Below are 20,014 nucleotides of genomic sequence, written 5' to 3' on the forward strand. Positions count from 1 at the left end.
GATGACGTCGAGCAGGGACGCTGACTTCAGCGAATCGCTGGGTTGCCTCGTCGCCGATGCGTCGGCTCGTCTGGCAACCCAGCTCCAGCGCATCGGTGGGCTCGCGCAGGGCGAGCGCCAGGTGATCCAAGACAGCGTGCGCGGTGCCGCGATCGCCACCTTGCACGGGCGCACCTGCCGCCTCCTGCTGCTGGAACTCCACGCCGCCGTCGACGACGGCAGGCTATCGGCGACCGACAGCGCGGGGCGCTGGCACGAATTCGTCGCACTCGCTTCGAAGCGGTCGTTCTGGACCGGCCTCGACGAACACTATCCGGGGCTGTGGGAGCGCGTGCAGGCGCTCGTCGAAGGGCGCTTCCACGCGGGTTACGAACTGGCGCGCCGCCTGGCGCGCGACAGGAGCGCGCTGGCCGAACTGTGCGGTATGCCGACGATCGGCGAACTGACCGAACTGGAGGTCGGTGCGGGCGACAGCCATCAGGGCGGAAAGACGGTGATGCTCTTGCACTTCGCGCAAGGTCGCGTGGTGTACAAGCCCAGGCCCGTCGGCATCGACGTGGAACTGCGCCGGTTCATCGATGGCCTGGGCATCGATACCTCGATGCGCGTGCCACGCGCGATCGAGCGCGAAGGATACGGCTGGACGGCATTCATCGCGCATCGGCACGCCGACGATGCCGACGCCTTGCACACCTTCTACCGTGGCATGGGCGAATGGTTGGCCACGATGCGCCTGCTCGGTGGCACGGACCTGCACGCGGAAAACCTGATCGCCCAGGGTGCGCATCCGGTGGTGATCGACTGCGAGACATTGTTCACGCCCCGAGTCGATGCGCCCGCATCGGGCCTGGGCGAAGCCCATGATCGCGTCGCGGCGATGATCGACGGCAGCGTATTGAACATGGGACTGCTGCCGGGACGCGGTGGTGCGCTGGCCTTGCGCGGCGTCGACCTGTCAGGCATCGGTGCGCTGCCCGGCGAGCAGCCGAAGGTGGCGGTGCCCGCGATCGTCGACGCGGGTACCGACAAGGCGCGCCTGGGCACGACGTGGATCGACATCGCGCCGGGTCGCAACCATCCCAGCGGACGGCCCGAACTGGCGACCTACTGGCCCGACGTGCTCGGTGGATTCGAAGCGCTCACCGCGCACCTGCGCGCGCTCGACGCCGGCGGCGAACTGGCCACGCGGCTTCGGCCGTTCGGTCGCTGCGAGGTGCGCGTGGTGGTTCGCGCGACGGAAACCTATGCGGAACTCGCGCGCATGCTCTGGCATCCGGTATCGCTGCACGATCCGAGAAACGCCTGGGCGCAGGCGGCGGAACTGCTGCTCAAGGCGGGCAGGGCACGTGCCCTGTCGCCCGACGACGAAGACGTGATCGCCGCCGAGATCGCCGACCTCGTCGACGGTGACATTCCCTACTTTTGCACTCGCGCGTCGGAAGGACGCCTGGCGGGTCCGCGCGGAACGCATTGGCTGGGGCCCGGCGATCGGGTCGAGGCGGCTCTTGCGAGTTGGCGGTCCGCCGACTTCGCCCTCGAGCGGCTGGTGATCCACGGCGCGCTGGCCAGCGCCTATGCCAACGAAGGCCTGGGCGCAGCCGAAACGTCGTTGCGCGTCGCCGCGCCGAGGGTGAAGGATATCGATGCCCGTCGTCGCACCCAGGCGGCCGCGATCATGCGCTCGTTGATGTCACGCGCGATCCGTGGCGCCGACGGCAGCGTGTCCTGGATCGCCTCGGTACTCGGTCCGATGGGCCGTAGCGTGCAGCCGTTGGCGCAGGACATGTATGGCGGCATGGCGGGCCTCGCCCTGCTGGTAGCGGGCTACGTGAACGAGCAACGCCACGGCCGTGCCGATGCCGTGGACGGCATGACGTTATTGCGCGACGCCGTGGTCGGTTCGATGCGCATGGCCGACGACGAAACCTACGTCCGTCGCGCACGGGTCGCCCGTCCGCGTCCGACACCCCCGGGCGGTTACATCGGCCTCGGTTCGCAGATAGGGACATGGCTTTCGCTGGAAGAAGCCGGTGCGGCGTCGGGCGAGGGCGTGGAACGTGCGCGGCGGCTGTCGATGCTGATGGAAGAAAGCATGGAGGCCGATGACGTCGACGACGTGTTGACCGGGTCGGCGGGCGGCATCGTCCCGCTGTTGCGCCTGCATGGCGCTACCGCGGACATCGCTCACCTCGAGCGGGCCCGCGCCATCGGCGACCGTCTGTGCGAACGCGCGCGCCTCGTCGACGGCAAGGCCTGCTGGGTGAACGAGCGGTGGCCCGACGGACTCGGCGGCTTCGCGCACGGAGCGACGGGCATCGGCTGGGCGTTGTCGAAGCTTGCCGCCGCTACCGGGGAGTCGCGTTACGCGACGGTGGCCGAGGCGGCCATGGCGTTCGAGGATGCGTTGTTCGATGTGGGTGCCGGACAGTGGCGCGATATGCGTAGCCTGCACGGTGGCGAAGTCTCCGCGGCTGCCTGGTGCCATGGCGCCGTGGGTATCGGCCTGGCCGGGTTCGACCTGGGCTGGGCGCGCGATGCGCGCCGCGAGCGCCTGCGCGCGGCCGCCGCGGATACCTGGCGCCGGGGTATGGGACTCAACCACGGCATCTGCCACGGCGATACCGGCGCATGGGAGTTGCTCGACCACGCCGTGACCGAAGGCCTCGCTCCCGACGGGCTGACTCACGAATCCCTCGTCGCCTACATCGTCGGCAGCCTGGAAATGCACGGCCCGCGGTGCGGGGCGATCGGCGAGGTGTTGTCGCCCGGCCTGATGACCGGCCTGGCCGGCGTGGCCTATCAATTGCTGCGCATGGACCCGCGCTGCCCGCTACCCTCGGTGATGCTCCCCACCGACGCCTGGAAGGGTCAGAGCAGCACGCGCTCCGCCCACAGCGACAGCGTGCCCAGTCCGCCGCCGATGGCGGTGGCGGCGAGCACGTCGCTCGGGTAGTGCAGGCCGAGGACCACGCGCGAGGCGCCGATGAGCGCGGCGAAGCCGATCAGGAACGGGGCCAGCACCGGGTAGTGCGCCACCGCCACCACGGTGAACGCGACGGCTTGCAGCGTGTGGCCAGACGGGAAACTGAATTCGTCCAGCGGCGGCACGTGCGCGATCACGCCCGGGCAGGTGCGGAACGGTCGCGGACGACGGGTCCAGCGCTTGAGCACGCGGTAGAGCATCAGCGCGGTGAGGCCGGTGATCGCCATCTGCACCGCCACGGCCACGCCGTGCCAGCCGCCGACCACGGCGATCACGGTCATCAGCGAGTACCAGAACACACCGTCGCCGAGGCGGCTGACCGCACCGAAGAAAAGACCGATGGCGCGCCGCGTGCCCCAGCGGTTGGCGGCCACGCACATGCGGGAATCGAGATTATGCCGCGACGGCGGTCGTGCGCTCATGGACGTTGTCCTCGGCCAGGGATTGCATGATGGATTCGAATTCGGTGACGACGGAGTCGGGCGAGAGCCCCTCGACCGAGGCCCGTGCGGCGAGCCCCAGGGCGCGACGCGCGACGAGGTCGGCGCCCAGCGCGGCAGCACGCTCGACCAGGCCCCCCTCGTTGCCGGGGGCGATACGGATGCCGTTCTGCCCGTTGCGGATGAATTCCCGGGCGGCAGCTTCCGCATAGGCCACCACGGGCACGCCGGACGCCATGGCCTCGAGTACCACGTTGCCGAAGGTTTCGGTGAGGCTGGGAAAGACGAAGAGATCCGCGCTGGCGTAGAACGCGGCCAGTTCGTCGCCCCGTCGCGTGCCGGCGAAGATCACGTCCGGATGCGCGGCTTCCAGTGCGACGCGGCCCGGGCCGTCGCCGACGATGACGCAGCGCGCCCCCGGCACGCGGCGGGCCAGGGCACGGTAGGCGTCGATCACCACGTGCAGGTTCTTTTCCGGCGCGACGCGGCCCACGCTCAGTACCACGGGCGTGTCGGCATCGGCGCCCCAGGCGCGACGAAGGTCGTCGTCGCGCCGCTCCGGGTGGAAGCGCCGCGTGTCCACCGCGCGGCGCAGCACGCGTACATCGTGCACGCCCAGGTCGTTGAGTTCGCCGGCGAGCTGGCCGGTGGGCACCAGGGTGACCTGGGCGCGGCGATGGAAGCGGGCGAGATAGCGCCGCACCAAGGGGGTGAGCGCGCCGAAGCCGTAGTGGCCGACATAGAAGTCGAAGCGGGTATGGAATCCGGTCGCGACGGGGATGCCGAGGCGGCGTGCGGCACTTACCGCGCTCCAGCCCAGAGGGCCTTCCGTGGCCACATAGATCGCGTCCGGGCGGTCGGCGCGCCAGCGGCGCTCGATGCGGAAGCGGGAAGGCAGGCCGAAGCGGAGGCTCGCGTAACGCGGCACCGCGGCGCCTTCAACCGCGAGGACGTCCATGCCGGCATCCGCCAGGGGCGGGCTGTCGGGATGGATCGGCCGGATGAGGTCGATGCCATGGCCCTTGCGGACGAGTCCGCGGGCCAATGCCTGGACGGTGAGGGACACTCCGTTGACGTCCGGAGCGTAGGTCTCGGTGACGATGCCGATTCGCATGGCGGAGCCCCTCGTGGCCTGGCTTGAGGCATGCTCGCGTGCGGGCGTGTCGGGGTGGTTATGGGGGTATGACCGGGATGTGACAGCGATGCACGTTTTTGCTCGGTAGGAGCCGATTCATCGGCGATCGTGCGTTGCCAGGCGACCGCTTCGTTGGCCATTCGCCGATGAATCGGCTCCTACCGAGCCTGCTTCGTAGGCTAAAATCCACCTCTTGCCCGAGATCGATGACCTTCCGATGACCGTTCGCACCCGTTTCGCCCCCAGTCCCACCGGTTACCTCCATATCGGCGGCGCCCGCACGGCGCTCTATTGCTGGCTGGAAGCGCGCCGTCTCGGCGGCGAATTCGTGCTGCGCATCGAGGACACCGACCGCGAACGCTCCACCCAGGAGGCCGTGCAGGCCATCCTCGACGGCATGTCGTGGCTGGGCCTCAACGCGGACGAGGGCCCGTACTACCAGACCCTGCGCATGGACCGCTACCGCGAGGTGGCCGATCAGCTCCTGCGCGAGGGCAAGGCCTACTACGCCTACGAGAGCAAGGAAGAGATCGAGGCCATGCGCAATGCGGCGATGGCCGCCGGCACCAAGCCGCGCTACAACGGCTACTACCGCGATCGCAACGAGCCGTATCGTGACGATCCCAACCGCGTCATCCGCTTCAAGAATCCCACCGCGGGCTCGGTGGTGTTCGACGACAAGGTGAAGGGCCGTGTCGAGTGGTCGAACGACGAACTCGACGACCTGGTGATCTTCCGTTCCGACGGTTTCCCCACCTACAACTTCGCCGTGGTGGTCGACGACATCGACATGGGCATCACCGAGGTGATCCGTGGCGACGACCATGTGAACAACACGCCGCGCCAGATCAATATATACAAGGCCCTGGGCGCGACCGTGCCGGCGTTCGCGCACCTGCCGATGATCCTCGGCCCCGACGGCCAGAAGCTTTCCAAGCGCCACGGCGCCGTGAGCGTCATGCAGTACCGCGACGACGGCTTCCTGCCGCATGCGCTGCTCAACTACCTCGTGCGCCTTGGCTGGTCGCATGGCGACCAGGAAATCTTCTCCGAGAAGGAGATGATCGACCTCTTCGACATCGCCGACGTCAACAAGGCGGCCTCGCGCTTCGACGTGACCAAGCTGTCGTGGCTCAACCAGCATTACCTCAAGACCGACGATCCGGCATCGCTCGGGCCCGAACTGGCCTGGCACCTCGGGAAGATCGGCATCGACGCGACGAAGGGCCCGAACCCCGCCGACGTGGTGGTGGCGTTGCGCGACCGTGTGCAGAACTTCAAGGACATGGCCGAGCGCGCGAGGATCTGGTACGGGCCGATCGTCGAATGGGACGACAAGGCCGTCGAGAAGCACCTGCGCACCGACAGCGCCCCGGCGGCGCTGGAGAAGGCGAAGGCCGAACTGACGGCGTTGCCCGAGTGGACGCCCGAGGCGGTGCACGGTGCCGTGGAACGCGTCGCCACCGCGCTGGAGCTGGGTATGGGCAAGGTCGCCGCGCCCTTGCGCGTGGCGATGACCGGCACGCAGGTGTCGCCGTCGATCGAGCACACGATCTACCTGTGCGGCCGCGACGGTGCGCTGGCGCGCATCGACGAGGCGCTCGCCCGCGCCGCGGCGTGATCGCCGACGCGGTTCGCCGATACGATCGGCTCCCACCCCCTTCGGTAGCGACCTTCCTACCGAAGGGGTGGGAGCCGATCGTATCGGCGAACATGCTCGCGGCCAGCCATCCAACGGAGCAAGCGTGGACGACCTTCTCGCCAAAGCCATGCAAGGCGTCGATCCCGCCGATCCCGGGGCGTTCTTCGTCATCTTCATGAACCTGATGCGGCTGGTTCCGTGGGGGCAGCTGATCCTCTGGCAGGTGGTGTTCATCGTGGTGGGCGCGTTGCTCGGGGCGTGGCGCGGCCGCTTGGGCGCCACCCTCGTCGCGACCCTGATTTTCGGGCCGTTCGGTTGGATCGTGCCCTTCCTGCCGCGTCGCCCGGCGGGGCCGCCGCCCCTGCCGGGCTCGAAAAAACGCTGATGCGTCCTCATGTTAGGATGCAGCACATGAGGATTTCGCCGTGACTACCGCTGCACACCGCCATCATCACCACGACACGCCGGGCGATTTCGTCGCCGCGGTGGAGCATGCGTCGAACGAGCGCGGCCTGCGCCTCACGCCGCTGCGCCGCGAGGTGCTCGAACTGGTGGCGAGCGCGGGCAAGCCGGTGAAGGCCTACGACCTGCTCGACCGCCTGCGCGAGAAGCACGGCAACGCTGCGCCGCCCACGGTGTATCGCGCGCTCGATTTCCTCCTCGAGAACGGCTTCATCCACAAGCTGGAATCGATCAACGCCTTCGTCTCGTGCCACCACCCGGCCGAGTCGCACCAGGTGCCGTTCCTCATCTGCGACAAGTGCCAGAGCGCGCAGGAAGTCTGCGACGAGCGCGTGGCGGAATTGATCGAGATGCAGGCCAAGGCCCTCGGCTTCCGTCCGCAGGCGCAGACGCTCGAAGTGCACGGCATCTGCAAGAACTGCCGATAGCCACCCGACGAAGACGGCTGGACAGGCGCCGATTCATCGGCGAAAAGCCAACGAAGCGGTGATGCCTTGGCGCTGGTCGCCGATGAATCGGCGCCTACCGAGCAAGAGAAAAAACGGGGCGTCGCATCACTGCGACGCCCCGTCGTGTTTCCGGCCCGCCGGGAGGGAGGTGGGCGATAAACGGGCCGGGAACTCAGAAGTAGGCGCGCACGCCTACCGACACGTTGCGACCGGGCAGCGGCGAGACGTCCTTGAACAACGAGGTCGCCGGGCGCGCCGTCTGGTTGGTGAGATTGTTGCCGTCGACGAAGGCTTCCCACTGGCTGCGTTCGTCGTTGACGAAGGTCCAGGCGAAGTGCGCGTTGACCAGCGTGTAGCCGGCGGTATCCGTTTCGAACGCCGCCACCTTGTCCTGTTTCATGTAGCGCACGGCGCCCAGGCTCGCGCGCAGCGAATCGGCATTCCAGCTGAGCGTCGAACCGATGCGGCCGGCGGGAATGCGCGGCACGTTGCCGCCGCCGTCGGTGAGGGTCGCGCGCACGGTGTCGCCGAACACGCGCAGGTCCCAGTGGCCGGACGGGCCCTTGGCGAGATGGAACGTCGCTTCGGCTTCGGCGCCGCGGAAATTCGCGTCGTTCTGCGACCAGATGCGCACGGGCAGGTCGTCTTCGATCTCGCCGGTGTCGGCGAGGTAGATGAAGTTCTTGTAGCGGTTGTAGTAGACCGCGACCTTGCCCTCCACCAGCTCGCCGTGGAAATGCAGGCCCAGTTCGGCCTGGTTGGATGTTTCCTTCTGCAGGTCGCTGCCGATCTCGAAGGTGTTCGATGCCTCGTGCGGGCCGTTGGCGAAGAGTTCTTCTTCCGAGGGCGCACGCTCGGCATGGTCGAGGTTCAACGACAGGTGCCAGCGTTCGGCGAAGCGCCAGGCGACGCCCGCGGAGAAGCTGTTGGGGGCGAAGTCGCGCTTGGGGCCATTGTCCGGGTCCACGCTCTGCTTGTCGTGGCGCAGGCCCAGGTCGACCTTCACCGGGCCGAACTCGCGCTGCTCGGTCAGGAACACGCCGACACCCTGGGTGGTGGTGGCCGGTACGAAGGTCTCCTCGCCCACGGCGGAGAACTGGCGGTGCTGGGTCTGCACGCCGAACGCGCCTTCCCAGCCGGCGATCGGCTCGTGGGTGACCACCAGGCGGCCCTGGTTGCTGTCGGTGGAGAACGTGGTTCCGGGCGTGTCGCCTTCGTATTCCACGTGCTGGTAGGCGCCGTGGCCGAGACTGAACTCGATCTTGTCGATGCCTTCGAACGGCTGCACCAGACCGCCCTTGAGGGTGTAGTTGGTCTGCGCCATCTTGATGTGCACCGGATCCTCGCCTTCGGCCGGATCGCCGGGCTCGGCGGGGCTGCCGTAGAGGTCCATGAAGCGCGAGACCGACAGGCCCAGGTAACCCCACGAACCGAGCAGCGAGGCGCCCACCGAGCCGGAGGTGGTCTTCACGGCGCTGTTCTTCAGCGTGCCGCCGGGGATGTCGTAGTCCTCGTTGTCGCGGTGCATGCCGTCGACATGGATGGCGAACGTATCGTTACCCGCGTCCAGGCGCAGCAGGCCCGTGCTGCCGTCGGAGACGGAGTCGTGGCGCACCTCGGCGCGGCCGGCGAAGCCGTTCTCCGGGGCCTTCTCGGGCACGCGACCGTCCACCACGTTGACCACGCCGCCGATGGCGCCCGAGCCGTAGAGCAGGGTGGCGGGGCCCTTGAGCACTTCGATCTGGTCGGCGAGGAACGGCTCCAGCGTCACCGCGTGGTCCTGGCTCACGTTGGACACATCCTGGGACGACAGGCCGTTCTCGAGCACCGCCACGCGGGGGCCGTCGAGGCCGCGGATCACCGGGCGGCCCACGGCCGTGCCCAGGGCCGAGGTCTGCACGCCGGGAATGGACGAGACGGTCTCGCCGAGCGACACGCCCTTGGCGTCGTCGAGCGCGGATCCGGCCAGCACGGCGACAGGGGCCACGATCTGGTCGGCGCTCTGGCCCAGGGGCACGGCGTTGACCACGATGGCGTCCAGCTTGTCGGCGTGCTTGCGCGCCTTACCGGGGGCATCCCCGTCCTGGCCGGCCGGCGTCGTGTCGTCCTGGGGTGCCGTGTCCGCCGTGGCGGGCAGGGCCGTGCCGAGCGTCGCGGCGAGGGTCAGGGCAAGGAGGGATCGTCGCATCGGGAAAAGCTCCATGGGTTCAGGTTTGCAATGTTATAAAGTATCATCGCTTGCCTCGCCTTGTGCAAATAGTCACGCTATGGCTCCCATGACCGACCTACCCACCGACTCCGATGCTCCCCGCCGCTGGTGGCACGCCGCCGACCGCCTCGGCGCGATGGCGTCTTTCCTGTGCGCCATCCATTGCGCGGCATTGCCGTTCGTCATCGCGCTGCTGCCGGTGCTCGGCCTGTCGTTCCTCGCCGACCATCGTTTCGAGGCGGGCTTCGTCCTCTTCGCCTGCGTGCTGGCGTCGGCCGCCCTGTATTCGGGCTACCGTCGGCATCGTCGCCGCCTGCCGCTGACGCTCGCCGTGCCGGGGCTGTTGCTGCTGGTGCTCGGCGTCACCTTCCTGCACGGCAATTCGCTGCTGGTGCACAGCGTGCTGGTGACGTGCGGCGGCCTTCTCGTGGCTTCGGCCCATTTCGTGAACCTGCGCGTCGATCGCAGCGGCCATGCCGGGCATATCCACGGGCCCAGTTGCGCACACCCGTGATTGTGTAACCGCGGTTCCATTGCCTAGCCTTCCACCATGGCACACCATCACGCCCACTCGCACGCCGATCACGGCCACGGTCATGCGCACGCGCATGCACACGATCATTCCCATGGCGCGGGCGGCAGCGAGCGAAAGCTGCTGATCGCGTTCGTGCTCACCACGGTGATGCTGGTTGCCGAGGCGGCGGGCGGCCTCGTCTCCGGGTCGCTGGCGTTGCTGGCCGACGCCGGCCACATGCTGGTCGATGCGCTCGCGTTGCTGATGGCCTTCCTCGGCGCGCGATTCGCCGCCCGCCCGGCGGATGCGCGACGCACCTACGGTTACGGGCGCATCGAGGTGCTGGCGGGCTTCGTCAACGCGCTCACGCAGTTCGCGCTGGTCGCGTTCATCGTGTTCGAAGCGGTGCAGCGGCTGTTCTCGCCGCAGCCGATCCTTTCCGGCGTGATGCTGGCCGTGGCCTCGCTCGGCCTGCTGGCGAACGTGTTCGTGTTGCGTCTCCTGCACGGCCACGATCCCGACGACGTGAACGTGGCCGGTGCCAGCCTGCACGTACTGGGCGACCTGCTCGGCTCCGTGGCCGCCGTGCTGGCCGCCCTGGCGGTGCGCTGGCTCGACTGGACCTGGGCCGACCCGCTGCTGTCGATCCTGGTGTCGCTGCTGATCCTGCGCAGCGCCTGGTCGTTGCTGCGCCGTTCGGGCCACATCCTGCTCGAGGGCACGCCGGACGGTGTCGACCTGGCCGAGATCGAAAAGGTGCTGGTCACGGCCGATCCCGGCATCACGGGGGTCCATCACGTTCACGTATGGCAGGTCACGGCCGGTTCGCGCATGGCCACCCTGCACGCGGAACTCCAGCCGGGTACCGACCAGGCTCGGGTGCTCCGGGCCCTGAAGACCATGCTCAGCGAGCGCTGGCGGGTCGGACACGCCACCATCCAGTTCGACCCGGGCCGCTGTCCCGACGAGCTGGAAGGGTGCGGCAAGGGCCGCTCCCACGCCCGCTGAACGGGCCGCTCTTGCGCTTTACGTGGCCGCTGATACGATGATCGGCCGTTTCCTCCATACTTACGAATCAAGGAGATTCCCATGGGCAAGGGCGATCGTCGCACCCGTCGCGGCAAGATCTACCGTTCCAGCTACGGCAACGCGCGTCCGCACGTGGACATCGTGACCGGCGCCGCCGTCGCCAAGCCGGCCGCCACCAAGGCGGCCGCGAAGAAGGCGGCTCCGCGCAAGAAGGCCTGAGGTCTTTCCTCCAGGCGACACGAAAAGCCCCGCATCGCGGGGCTTTTTGTTTTTGCGGGCCCGTGCGGCCAGAATCGACCCTTTCATGCCCGGGGGGTGCGTCGATGGTGAAGTGGCTGAACGTCGGCATGGTGCAGTTGGCGTTGCTCTTTTCGTCGTGCGCGACGGCTGCCGACAAGCCTGCCATCGGCGATTTCGGTTTCGACGTCGGCGGCATGGATCGCAAGGTGACCCCTGGCGACGACTTTTACGCCTATGCCAACGGCATTTGGGCGCGGACGACGCCCATTCCCCCCGACAAGGCCAACTACGGGCAATTCACGCGATTGGCCGATATCAACACGGCCCGCGTGGGGGAGATCCTCGACGATGCGCGAAGGGATTCGTCCAGTCGCATCGGCGCGGCCTACGCGAGCTACCTCGACGCGGCGCGCGTGGAGGCCCTGAGCATGGCGCCCCTGGCATCGTGGCTCGCACGCATCGATGCCATCCACGAACGCTCCGGGTATCGCGCGATCGTGGCGGACGCGGCGGCGCTTGGCGTGACCTTGCCGTTGACTGCCGAAATCGGCCCGGACGACGGCCGGCCCGACCGGTACGTACCCATCGTGTCCCAGTCCGGATTGGGCATGCCCGATCGAAGCTATTACCTCGCCGACGGCGCATCGATGGTGTCGGCGCGAAAGGCCTACACGACATGGCTCGCGGCGATGCTCGGTTTCGCCGGGCAGGGCGATGCGGCGACACGTGCCGGGGCCGTGATGGATTTCGAGACGGCCATCGCGAAGGTGAGCTGGACGCCGTTGCGGAATCGCGATGCATCGAAAACCTACAACCCCACCACGCTGGCGGCGTTGGCGCGTGAGGCGCCGGGTTTCGATGTCGGCGCGTTGTTCGCCGGCCGAGTGGCCGCCGGTGACCGCGTGGTCGCGATGCAGCCCGATGCCATCGCCGCCATCGCGAAGATCGTGGCATCCACGCCGGTGGACGTGCTCAAGGACGCATTGCGTGCGCACACCTTGCACGCGTTCGCCGACGTGCTTCCCGACGAGGTCGGCGATGCCGATTTCGCGTTTTACGGAAAGGTCGTCGAAGGCAGCGAGAAACGCGAACCGAGGCAGGCACGTGCTGCCGCTTTCGTCGTCGACGCCATGCCCGACGACGTGAGTCGTATCTACGTGGCGCGCTGGTTCACGCCGGAGACGAAGGCCGCCGCGATGGCGATGGTGAAGAACATCATCGCCTCGATGGATCGCCGCCTCGACGCCCTCGACTGGATGACGCCCGAGACGAAGAAACGCGCGCACGCCAAGCTCGCCGCCTTCACGCCGCGCATCGGCTATCCCGATCGCTGGCACGACTACACCGGCCTCACGATGAAGGCCGACGATCTGTTCGGCAACGCCGTGCGCGCACGCCGCTGGAAGCGCGAATGGGAACTTGGGCGTATCGGCAACGCGGTCTACCGTTGGGAATGGTCGGCCACGCCGATGACCGTGGATGCCTTCGCGAATTACCCGACCATCGGCATCACCTTCCCGGCGGCGATCCTGCAACCGCCGTTCTTCGACCCGCATGCCGATCCGGCGATCAACTACGGCGGCATCGGCGCCGTGATCGGCCATGAGATGAGCCATCAGTTCGATGATCAGGGCGCGAAGTACGACGAAAAGGGAAGGCTGTCCACGTGGTGGACGCCCGCCGACGACAAGGCGTTCCGCGAGCGCACCGGTGCGTTGGCGACGCAATTCGATGCGTACGAGCCCTTGCCCGGCATGCATGTCGACGGCCGCCTCACGCTGGGCGAAAACATCGCCGACCTGGCGGGCCTCACGGTGGCCTACGATGCCTACAAGGCGTCGCCCGAACGTCGCCAGGCGAAGACGATCGACGGATTCACGCCCGACCAGCGATTCTTTCTCGGCTGGGCGCAGCTGTGGCGATTGAGTTACCGCGATGCCGATCTCCGCCGCCGTCTCATCACCAACGGCCACGCGCCCGCCGTGCAACGCGTGTGGACCATGCGCAATCTCGATCCCTGGTATGCCGCCTACGCCGTGACGCCGGGGCAGGCGCTCTACCTCCCTCCGGGAGCGCGGGTAAGCATCTGGTAGGCCAGGGAGCGTCAGAGTTCCATGCGGCCACCGAACGTGAATGGCGCGTCGGAAGGTGCGGCGACTATGTTCTGGTGCACCAGTCCGGGGAAGATGTTTTCGCTGGCGCCTGCGTGGTTGTCCGCGTTGAAGAGGTAGGGCAGGTGTGACCAGACGCGATAACCGGCCGACTTGAGCGCCGCCACTTCGTCGGCTGCGTGTTCCATGCCGGAAAGGCGCGCGTAGATGAGCGGGCGGTGCAGCCGGAGGGTTTCCGCGGCGCCGGCAAGGGCCTCGACGAGCGCGTGGGTGAGGTTGACCTTGACCAGGTGCAGCGCGTCGAGGGCGAGGCTGTCGAGCGTGGCCATGCGGACCTGCTCCTGCTCGCCGCCCGCGGTGAGGGCGATCTTGCCGTTGGCGCGGCCCAGCCACAGGGGATGGGCGAAGACGTTGTCGAGACCGTTCAGGGCGACGTTGGCGCACAGTTGCTGGAAACGGATGCGTCGTGGCTCGACCACGTGCACCTGTCCCGTGGTGCCCACGGCGCGCGCCATCCACATGGCGTGCGCGGCGTAGTCGCCACCCAGCTCGAGTACGGTATGGCCTTCCTCGAGCAGGCCGCTCAGCAGGTCGGTCTCGTGTTCGGCCCATTCGCCGTAGACACGCAGCGAACGGACGACGGGATCGTTGCCGCCCACGGCCGCGGCGACGCCATAGCGGGTGGTCCAGAGGGAGGGGATCGGGGATGCTGGCATGGAAGGGCCTTGGGCGGTCATCGGGTGGTGGATCGCGCGACGGCGAGCTGGCGCAGGGCCTGTGCGAGCGCTTCGCGGTCGTGTCCGGCCGTCCCCGCGGTTTCGCTCCAGCCGCGGCAGGCGTCGTGCCACAGCGTGAACAGGCGCGCATCGTTCGCGCCGCTGCGCCAGGCGGCCTCGCATAGCGTGCTCGCACCGGCGAAATCGCCTTCGCGCAGCCGCGCCGCGGCCATGGCCATGCGTGCGCCGGCGGATTCGGCATCCATGGCGGCGAGTTCGCGTTCGAGCGTGGCCACCACCTCGCCTTGCGTGGTACGGCCGGGGAGCGATTCGTACGTGAGCTGTATCGCGAGGCGGCATTCGAGTGCCTCCACGCGCCATGCGGGGTGTTGTTCGGCCAGGAACGCGTGCATGAGCGCGTGCGAGCATGCGTCGGCGGCCTCCGCGGGCGGCAGCGCGACGGCCAGGCGATGTGCGGTCCGTGCGATGAGCAGCGCAGTGTGCGCGTCGCCATCGAGCGCGTGGGCTTCGCCGAGCAGGGTCTGTGCACGATCGAGCTGGTCGACGTATGAGGCGGCGCGCGGGTTGTCGGCCTGCCGAAGGACGATGGCCGCGCGACGTTTCAGCGCGAGCGCCGCGCCGTCGCCCCCCGCTTCGGCCAACCGTTCGCACAGGGATTCGGCCTCGGCGTAGCGCGCGTTCGCGCCATCGCCGAGCAGCCAGCCCGCCCATGCCAGGTGCACGTCGATCCAGGCGTCGAGCACGCAGGGTGCGTCGCCGGCGAGGTCGGTGGGCTGCCTCGACTGGAGGGCGCGTAACGCGAAGAGCCTCGTCGCACCCGACTGACGCTCGATCTTCGCAAGTTCGATGCGGATGGCGCGTGCGATCCAGTGGGGCCGATCGTCGGACGATGCGCCGAGGATACCCTCGGCGGCGAGCCTCGCCGCCTCGTCGAGCAGGATCTCCGCCTCGTGCCGGCGCAGCGATCGGGATTGCAGCACCAGCAAGGCGGGGAGCAGCCACGACGCCAGCGCCGCATCGGCGCCATCCGTCGACGCGATGCGCGAAAGCCGCTCGCGCCACGCGTCGAACGGTAGCGACAGGTCACCGACCCGATGGAGTTCGGGATGCCGCGCATCGCCGACGAGGTGCAAGGACGCGTGGTCGTCGAAGAATCCGGACGGCGCGGAAGCCTCTTCCGGGGGCGGTGGGACGGCTTCAACGGGAATCGTCGGCGTGGCGGCCACGGGAGTGACGGCCGACGTGGATGCCGGGCGATTCGTCGCACCCGGAACGGGAGGCGGGACGCTGCCCGCGAACAGGCTGGCCAGGGAGACGGTGTCGGACATCGGTGGGCGTTTCCTTCGGCGAACGAAGTGGAACAGCAGCACGGCCGCCGGTGGCAAGGCGAGCAAGAGCCAGCGCGGGTCGCGGCCCTGGACCGAAGGATCGTTCGGGTAGGGCGACGCGAGATCGACGGGCGCACCCGAGGCATCGACCGGCGTGATGGTGGACAGGGAGGCGGGTATGGCGCCATCGGACGTTTCGAGGGCGTCGAGCATGCGCGTGGCGTCGCGTAGCTGACGCGTCTGCCGGGCATAGCGCGCCGCTTCGGCTTCCCTGTCGCGGCAACCGGCGAGCAGGGCGAGCGACAGGCACAGCACGACCGTGAGGCGCGATGGCAAGATTCCCGCACGAGGCGGGAGACGGGACGGAACCTTCAAACGACATTCCTCGATTCCGGCCTTCCATGGCCCGGAGTCATCCTTCACCCCGAAAGAGAGTGCGAGGTGTCGCGATGTTAGGGAGGGATGTCCGCGCGATCTATGGAAGGATTCTGAAAAATGCGTCGGAGGGACTTCGTGGCCGTCAGTCGGCTACGCGTTCGCCCGCGATCCAGCTTTGGCGCAACAGGCTCCCGCCGATCCAGTAACACAGCTCCGGCAGGTGGCCCACGTTCCACGCGACGAGATCGGCACGCTGGCCGATGGCGAGCGTGCCGCGATCGTCCAGGCCCAGCGCGCGCGCGGCGTACTGGGTCGCGCCGCGCAGGGCCTCTTCGGGCGTGAGGCGGAACAGCGTGCACGCCATGCCCATGGCGAGGCGGAGCGAAAGCAGCGGCGAGGTGCCGGGATTGAGGTCGGTGGCGACGGCCATCGGCACGCCGTGTTCGCGGAACGCGGCGACCGGCGGCGGTCGCGTGTCGCGCAGCGCGTAATACGCGCCGGGCAGGAGCACGGCCACCGTGCCGGCCCGCGCCATCGCCTCGACACCCTCGGCGCTGGTCCACTCCAGGTGATCGGCGGAGAGCCCGCCGTAGCGCGCCACCAGGGCCGCGCCGCCAAGATCGGACAGCTGTTCGGCATGCAGCTTGACGGGCAGGCCCAGCGATGCGGCCTTCGCGAACAGCCGCTCGGTTTCGTCGTGGGTGAAGCCGATGCCTTCGCAGAAGGCGTCCACCGCGTCGACGAGGCCCTCGTCGGCGAGCAAGGGCAGCATGGTGTCGCAGACGAGGGACACGTAGTCGTCGCGGCGACCGGCGTATTCCGGCGGCAAGGCATGCAGGCCGAGGAAGCTGGTGCGCACGTCCAGGCCGAGCGTTTCGCCGATACGTCGCGCCACGCGCAGCATGCGCCGTTCGGCGTCGGGTTCCAGGCCATAGCCGGACTTGATTTCGAGGGTGGTGACGCCGTCGGCCTTCAGCGCCCGCGCCCGTGGCAACGATTGGCGCAGGAGTTCGTCCTCGCCGGCCGCGCGGGTGGCGCGCACGCTGGACACGATCCCCCCGCCGGCGCGGGCGATCTCTTCGTAGGTGGCGCCTTCCAGCCGCTGTTCGAACTCGCGCGCGCGATCGCCGCCGAATACCAGGTGGGTGTGGCAGTCGATCAATCCAGGCGTGACCCACGTGCCCGGCATCGATTCGACGCGGTGCGAAAGCGCGTCGGGCGCGCCGGGCAGGTCGGCGCGACGTCCCGCGAAGACGATGCGTCCATCGCGCCAGCCGATCGCGCCGTCTTCGATGGCGCCGTAGGGACGGCCGTTGTCGGTGAGCGTGGCAAGGCCGACGTCGACGAGCAGGTGGTCCCAGCGGGTATCGGCCATCATGCCGATTCTTCCGGCCTGGGTTCACGGCGCAGGCGTTCTTCCTCGTATCGGGCGACGAGGTCTTCGGCCAGTGCCTTGTAGACCGGTACGCGGCAGACCAGGGCGGACGTGGCGCGGGCGAGCAGGCAAGCCGCCATGATGGGAAGCGCCATCTGCCGGTTGGCGGTGAGTTCGAGGGAGATGACGGTCGCCGTGAGCGGCGCCTGCGTGACGCCCGACAGGTAGGCGGCCATGCCCAGCAACACCACCGACGATACGTCGGCGCCCGGCAGGAGTTGCGCGATGTTGTTTCCCAAACCGGCACCGACGGCCAGGGCGGGCGAGAAAATGCCGCCGGGGATGCCCGCCCACGAGGACGCGATGTTGCCGAGGAATTTGAGCACGCCGAACAAGGGGCCGGCCATGTCATGCCCCTGCAGGATGTCGCGCGCCTGCGTGTAACCGGTGCCATAGAGACCGTTGGCGCTGAGCAGGCTGAGCAGCACGAGGCCCAGGCCGCAGAAGGCGGCGAATACCACGGGCTGCCGTGCGCGCAGGCGGCCGACGAAGCCGCGCAGGCCGGTGGCCGACGGCAGGATCAACCGCGCGAACAGGCCCCCTGCCAATCCGCAGACCAGCCCGGTCAGGAGTACCGCGAGCCAGGCCTTGCCGAACGGCAGTGACGCGGTGACGTCGCCGAAGTACGCGTAGTTGCCGAGGATGCCGAGGGACACCACGCCCGCGACGATGACGGCGGTGAGCAGCGTGCCGCTCATGCGGTGCTCGAAGGCGCCGGACATTTCCTCGATGGCGAACACCACGCCGGCCAGCGGCGTGTTGAACGCGGCGGCGAGGCCGGCGGCCGATCCGGCGAGGATGAAACGGCCGGCGGCGGCCGGTTCCGCGAAACCGAAGCGGCGGCCCAGCGAATAGAGCAATCCGGCACCGACGTGCACGGTGGGGCCTTCGCGTCCCACCGACGCGCCGCCGAGCAGCGCGGCGAGGGTCAGCGCCATCTTGCCCACCGCGATCTTCAGCGACATCAATCGCCCGCGAAAGCCGTCGTCCTCGACCTTGAGGGCCGCCATCGCCTGGGGAATGCCCGAGCCGCGCGTCGCCTTGAGGGCGCCCTCGGTGAGCCAGCACAGCAGGGCGAACACCGCCGGGGTGATGAGCAGGGGCACCCACCATCCGTGCGATGCCACGCGCCGGAACAGCTCGAACGCGTAGTCGGCCGCCTGGGCGAAGAACACGGCCGCCAGGCCGACGAGGACGGCACCGGTCCAGAAGATGATGCGACGGCGCCATTCCGTCGGAGAAAGCCACTCATGATTGCCCAGGGCGCGCAGGCGCCCGGCCGGCGAGGGGCGGGGAGAGTCGTTCGAAGGTTGTTCCTGCACGGGGGATTCGCTCACTTGACGTCGGTGGTACGGGCCCAGCGGACCTGGTAAAGGTCGTACCGGCGGTCCTTGAGATTTTGCACCGCGCCGGAGTTGCGCGCGCGTGCCAGGTTTTCCAGTCGAAGGTCGGCGAACAGCACCGTTTCGATGTTCGGCGTGGAATCGGCGGCGATGCCATCGCGCGCGAAGGGGAAATCGCTCGGCGTGAGGATGCAGCTCTGGCCGTACTGGATGTCGAAGTTGTTCACGCCGGGCAGGTTGCCCACGTTGCCCGAGAGCACCACGTAGCACTGGTTTTCGATGGCGCGTGCCTGCGAGCAGTAGCGCACGCGCAGGTAGCCTTCGCGAACGTCGGTGCAGAACGGCACGAACAGGATCAGCGCGCCCTGGTCGGTGAGGTGGCGGGCCACCTCCGGAAACTCCGAGTCGTAGCAGATCATCACGCCGATCGGGCCGCAGTCGGTCTGGATCGTGGCCGCCGAATCGCCGCCGGTGATGTTCCACACGTTGCGCTCGCTCGGCGTCGGATGCAGCTTTTCGCGCTCGTGCACCGAACCGTCGCGCAGGCACACGTAACAGACGTTGTGGATGTCGCCGTTGGGCTGGCGCGTGGGATGCGAGCCGCCGACGATGTTGATGTTGTAATGCACGGCGAGGCGATGGAACAGCGCCTTCACCTCGTCGGTGTACTCGGAAAGGCGGCGGATGGAATCCACCGGCGAGAGTTCGGCATTCTCGATCGACAGCAACTGCAACGTGATGAGTTCGGGGAACACCACGAAATCGGCGTCGTAGTCGGCCGCGATGTCGACGAAGTATTCCACGTGGGTGGCGAACTCGGCGAACGAGGCGATGCGGCGCTGCTGGTATTGCACCGATGCCACGCGCACGGAGTCGGGCAGGCGATGGCTCTGCGACACGCGTGGCGTATCGGGATGGTTGAGCAACTGGGGGTTGCGCCAGACGAGATGGGCGGCGTAACCGAGCGATTCGTGGTCGGACGGCACGTATTCGCGCAGCAGGCCGATGGCCTCGAAACCGTTGCGCAACTGGAAGCTCAGCGTGGGGTCGCGGCGGCTGCCTTCGACCACGGCCTGCACGTAGGCCTCCGCGCTACCGTAGCGGCCGATGGCCCGGGCCAGTCCGGGGATGCGCCCGCCGAAGACGATGCCGCGCAGCTTCAGGTCGGTGCAGAGCCGCTTGCGCGCCTGGTAGAGGCGCTGGCCGATGCGCATGCCGCGGTAATCCGGGTGCACCACCACTTCCATGCCGTAGAGCCAGTCGCCCTTGGGGTCGTGGCGCGAGGCGAATCCGCCGCCGGTGATCTGCATCCAGGTGTGCGGCGCGAGCGCCACGGATTCGTTGATGCGGAACGTGGCGCAGAAGCCGACGATCTTTCCTTCGTACTCGACCACGAACTGGCCTTCGGGAAAGTGGGTCTGCTGGCCTTGCAGCATTTCGGCCGAATGGCCCCATTCGGCGGTGTAGACGCGCGCGGTGAGGGCCACGAGGGCGGGTACGTCCGACGGACGCGCGAGGCGAAGCGTGAGCTTCGGGTTCTGGGCGGCGGTGGGTTCGGTCATCGGCCTATTATGCGCCG

At 68.3% G+C, this 20,014-nt stretch carries 16 protein-coding genes; 8 read left to right on the forward strand and 8 right to left on the reverse strand.

The genetic code is table 11. The features are described 5' to 3' along the window. The first annotated feature begins 1 nt into the window (after position 1). Positions 2-2,953, forward strand: a complete 2,952-nt coding sequence (locus JNG39_RS03120; protein ID WP_368309612.1) for a type 2 lanthipeptide synthetase LanM family protein — start codon at positions 2-4, stop codon at positions 2,951-2,953. On the opposite strand, the gene JNG39_RS03125 is transcribed toward JNG39_RS03120, so the two are convergent. Then, complete coding sequence (locus tag JNG39_RS03125) at positions 2,869-3,405, reverse strand: phosphatase PAP2 family protein (RefSeq protein WP_368309613.1); 537 nt, start codon at positions 3,403-3,405, stop codon at positions 2,869-2,871. The two genes, JNG39_RS03120 and JNG39_RS03125, sit on opposite strands and share 85 nt — an antisense overlap. Further along, entirely contained in the window at positions 3,377-4,537 is a 1,161-nt protein-coding gene (locus tag JNG39_RS03130; RefSeq protein ID WP_368309615.1) for a glycosyltransferase family 4 protein, read from the reverse strand. The genes JNG39_RS03125 and JNG39_RS03130 overlap by 29 nt, the downstream gene beginning before the upstream one ends. Before the next feature lie 238 nt (positions 4,538-4,775). Here JNG39_RS03130 and gltX point away from each other — a divergent pair, with 238 nt between their 5' ends. The 3 genes from gltX to JNG39_RS03145 all read left to right on the forward strand — a co-directional run bounded on the left by gltX (position 4,776) and on the right by JNG39_RS03145 (position 7,090). Beyond that, entirely contained in the window at positions 4,776-6,179 is a 1,404-nt protein-coding gene (gltX, locus tag JNG39_RS03135; RefSeq protein WP_368309616.1) for a glutamate--tRNA ligase, read from the forward strand. Positions 6,180-6,303: 124 nt separating this feature from the next. Then, on the forward strand, positions 6,304-6,585 hold the full coding sequence (locus JNG39_RS03140) for a hypothetical protein (RefSeq protein ID WP_368309617.1): 282 nt from the start codon (positions 6,304-6,306) through the stop codon (positions 6,583-6,585). Positions 6,586-6,625: 40 nt separating this feature from the next. Further along, entirely contained in the window at positions 6,626-7,090 is a 465-nt protein-coding gene (locus JNG39_RS03145; RefSeq protein ID WP_368309619.1) for a transcriptional repressor, read from the forward strand. Positions 7,091-7,283: 193 nt separating this feature from the next. On the opposite strand, the gene JNG39_RS03150 is transcribed toward JNG39_RS03145, so the two are convergent. After that, complete coding sequence (locus tag JNG39_RS03150) at positions 7,284-9,299, reverse strand: TonB-dependent receptor (protein ID WP_368309621.1); 2,016 nt, start codon at positions 9,297-9,299, stop codon at positions 7,284-7,286. Positions 9,300-9,387: 88 nt separating this feature from the next. Between JNG39_RS03150 and JNG39_RS03155 the strand changes: the two genes are divergently transcribed. From JNG39_RS03155 to JNG39_RS03170, 4 genes are all read left to right on the forward strand, one after another. Beyond that, complete coding sequence (locus JNG39_RS03155) at positions 9,388-9,834, forward strand: MerC domain-containing protein (RefSeq protein ID WP_368309622.1); 447 nt, start codon at positions 9,388-9,390, stop codon at positions 9,832-9,834. Positions 9,835-9,870: 36 nt separating this feature from the next. Next, positions 9,871-10,842, forward strand: a complete 972-nt coding sequence (locus JNG39_RS03160; RefSeq protein ID WP_368309623.1) for a cation diffusion facilitator family transporter — start codon at positions 9,871-9,873, stop codon at positions 10,840-10,842. Positions 10,843-10,923: 81 nt separating this feature from the next. Continuing rightward, positions 10,924-11,082, forward strand: coding sequence for a 30S ribosomal protein THX (locus JNG39_RS03165; protein ID WP_144910717.1), 159 nt, complete (start codon positions 10,924-10,926; stop codon positions 11,080-11,082). Between the two features lie 104 nt (positions 11,083-11,186). Continuing rightward, positions 11,187-13,196, forward strand: coding sequence for a M13 family metallopeptidase (locus JNG39_RS03170; RefSeq protein ID WP_368309624.1), 2,010 nt, complete (start codon positions 11,187-11,189; stop codon positions 13,194-13,196). An 11-nt stretch (positions 13,197-13,207) separates the two neighbouring features. Here the strand turns inward: JNG39_RS03170 and JNG39_RS03175 are convergent, their stop codons facing one another. The 5 genes from JNG39_RS03175 to JNG39_RS03195 form a co-directional block, all read right to left on the reverse strand. After that, positions 13,208-13,930 carry a hypothetical protein gene (locus JNG39_RS03175; protein ID WP_368309625.1) on the reverse strand — a complete coding sequence of 241 codons (723 nt, stop codon included), beginning with the start codon at positions 13,928-13,930 and terminating at the stop codon, positions 13,208-13,210. 17 nt (positions 13,931-13,947) lie between these two features. After that, positions 13,948-15,615, reverse strand: a complete 1,668-nt coding sequence (locus tag JNG39_RS03180) for a hypothetical protein (RefSeq protein ID WP_368309627.1) — start codon at positions 15,613-15,615, stop codon at positions 13,948-13,950. Between the two features lie 184 nt (positions 15,616-15,799). After that, on the reverse strand, positions 15,800-17,032 hold the full coding sequence (gene hutI / locus JNG39_RS03185) for an imidazolonepropionase (protein ID WP_368310799.1): 1,233 nt from the start codon (positions 17,030-17,032) through the stop codon (positions 15,800-15,802). Then, complete coding sequence (locus JNG39_RS03190) at positions 17,032-18,354, reverse strand: chloride channel protein (RefSeq protein WP_368310800.1); 1,323 nt, start codon at positions 18,352-18,354, stop codon at positions 17,032-17,034. Before JNG39_RS03190 ends, hutI begins: the two co-directional genes overlap by 1 nt. Before the next feature lie 71 nt (positions 18,355-18,425). Next, entirely contained in the window at positions 18,426-19,997 is a 1,572-nt protein-coding gene (locus JNG39_RS03195; protein WP_368309628.1) for a GNAT family N-acetyltransferase, read from the reverse strand. Positions 19,998-20,014: the final 17 nt, after the last annotated feature.

This window comes from Luteibacter sp. CQ10, assembly GCF_040900725.1.
Taxonomy (GTDB): domain Bacteria; phylum Pseudomonadota; class Gammaproteobacteria; order Xanthomonadales; family Rhodanobacteraceae; genus Luteibacter.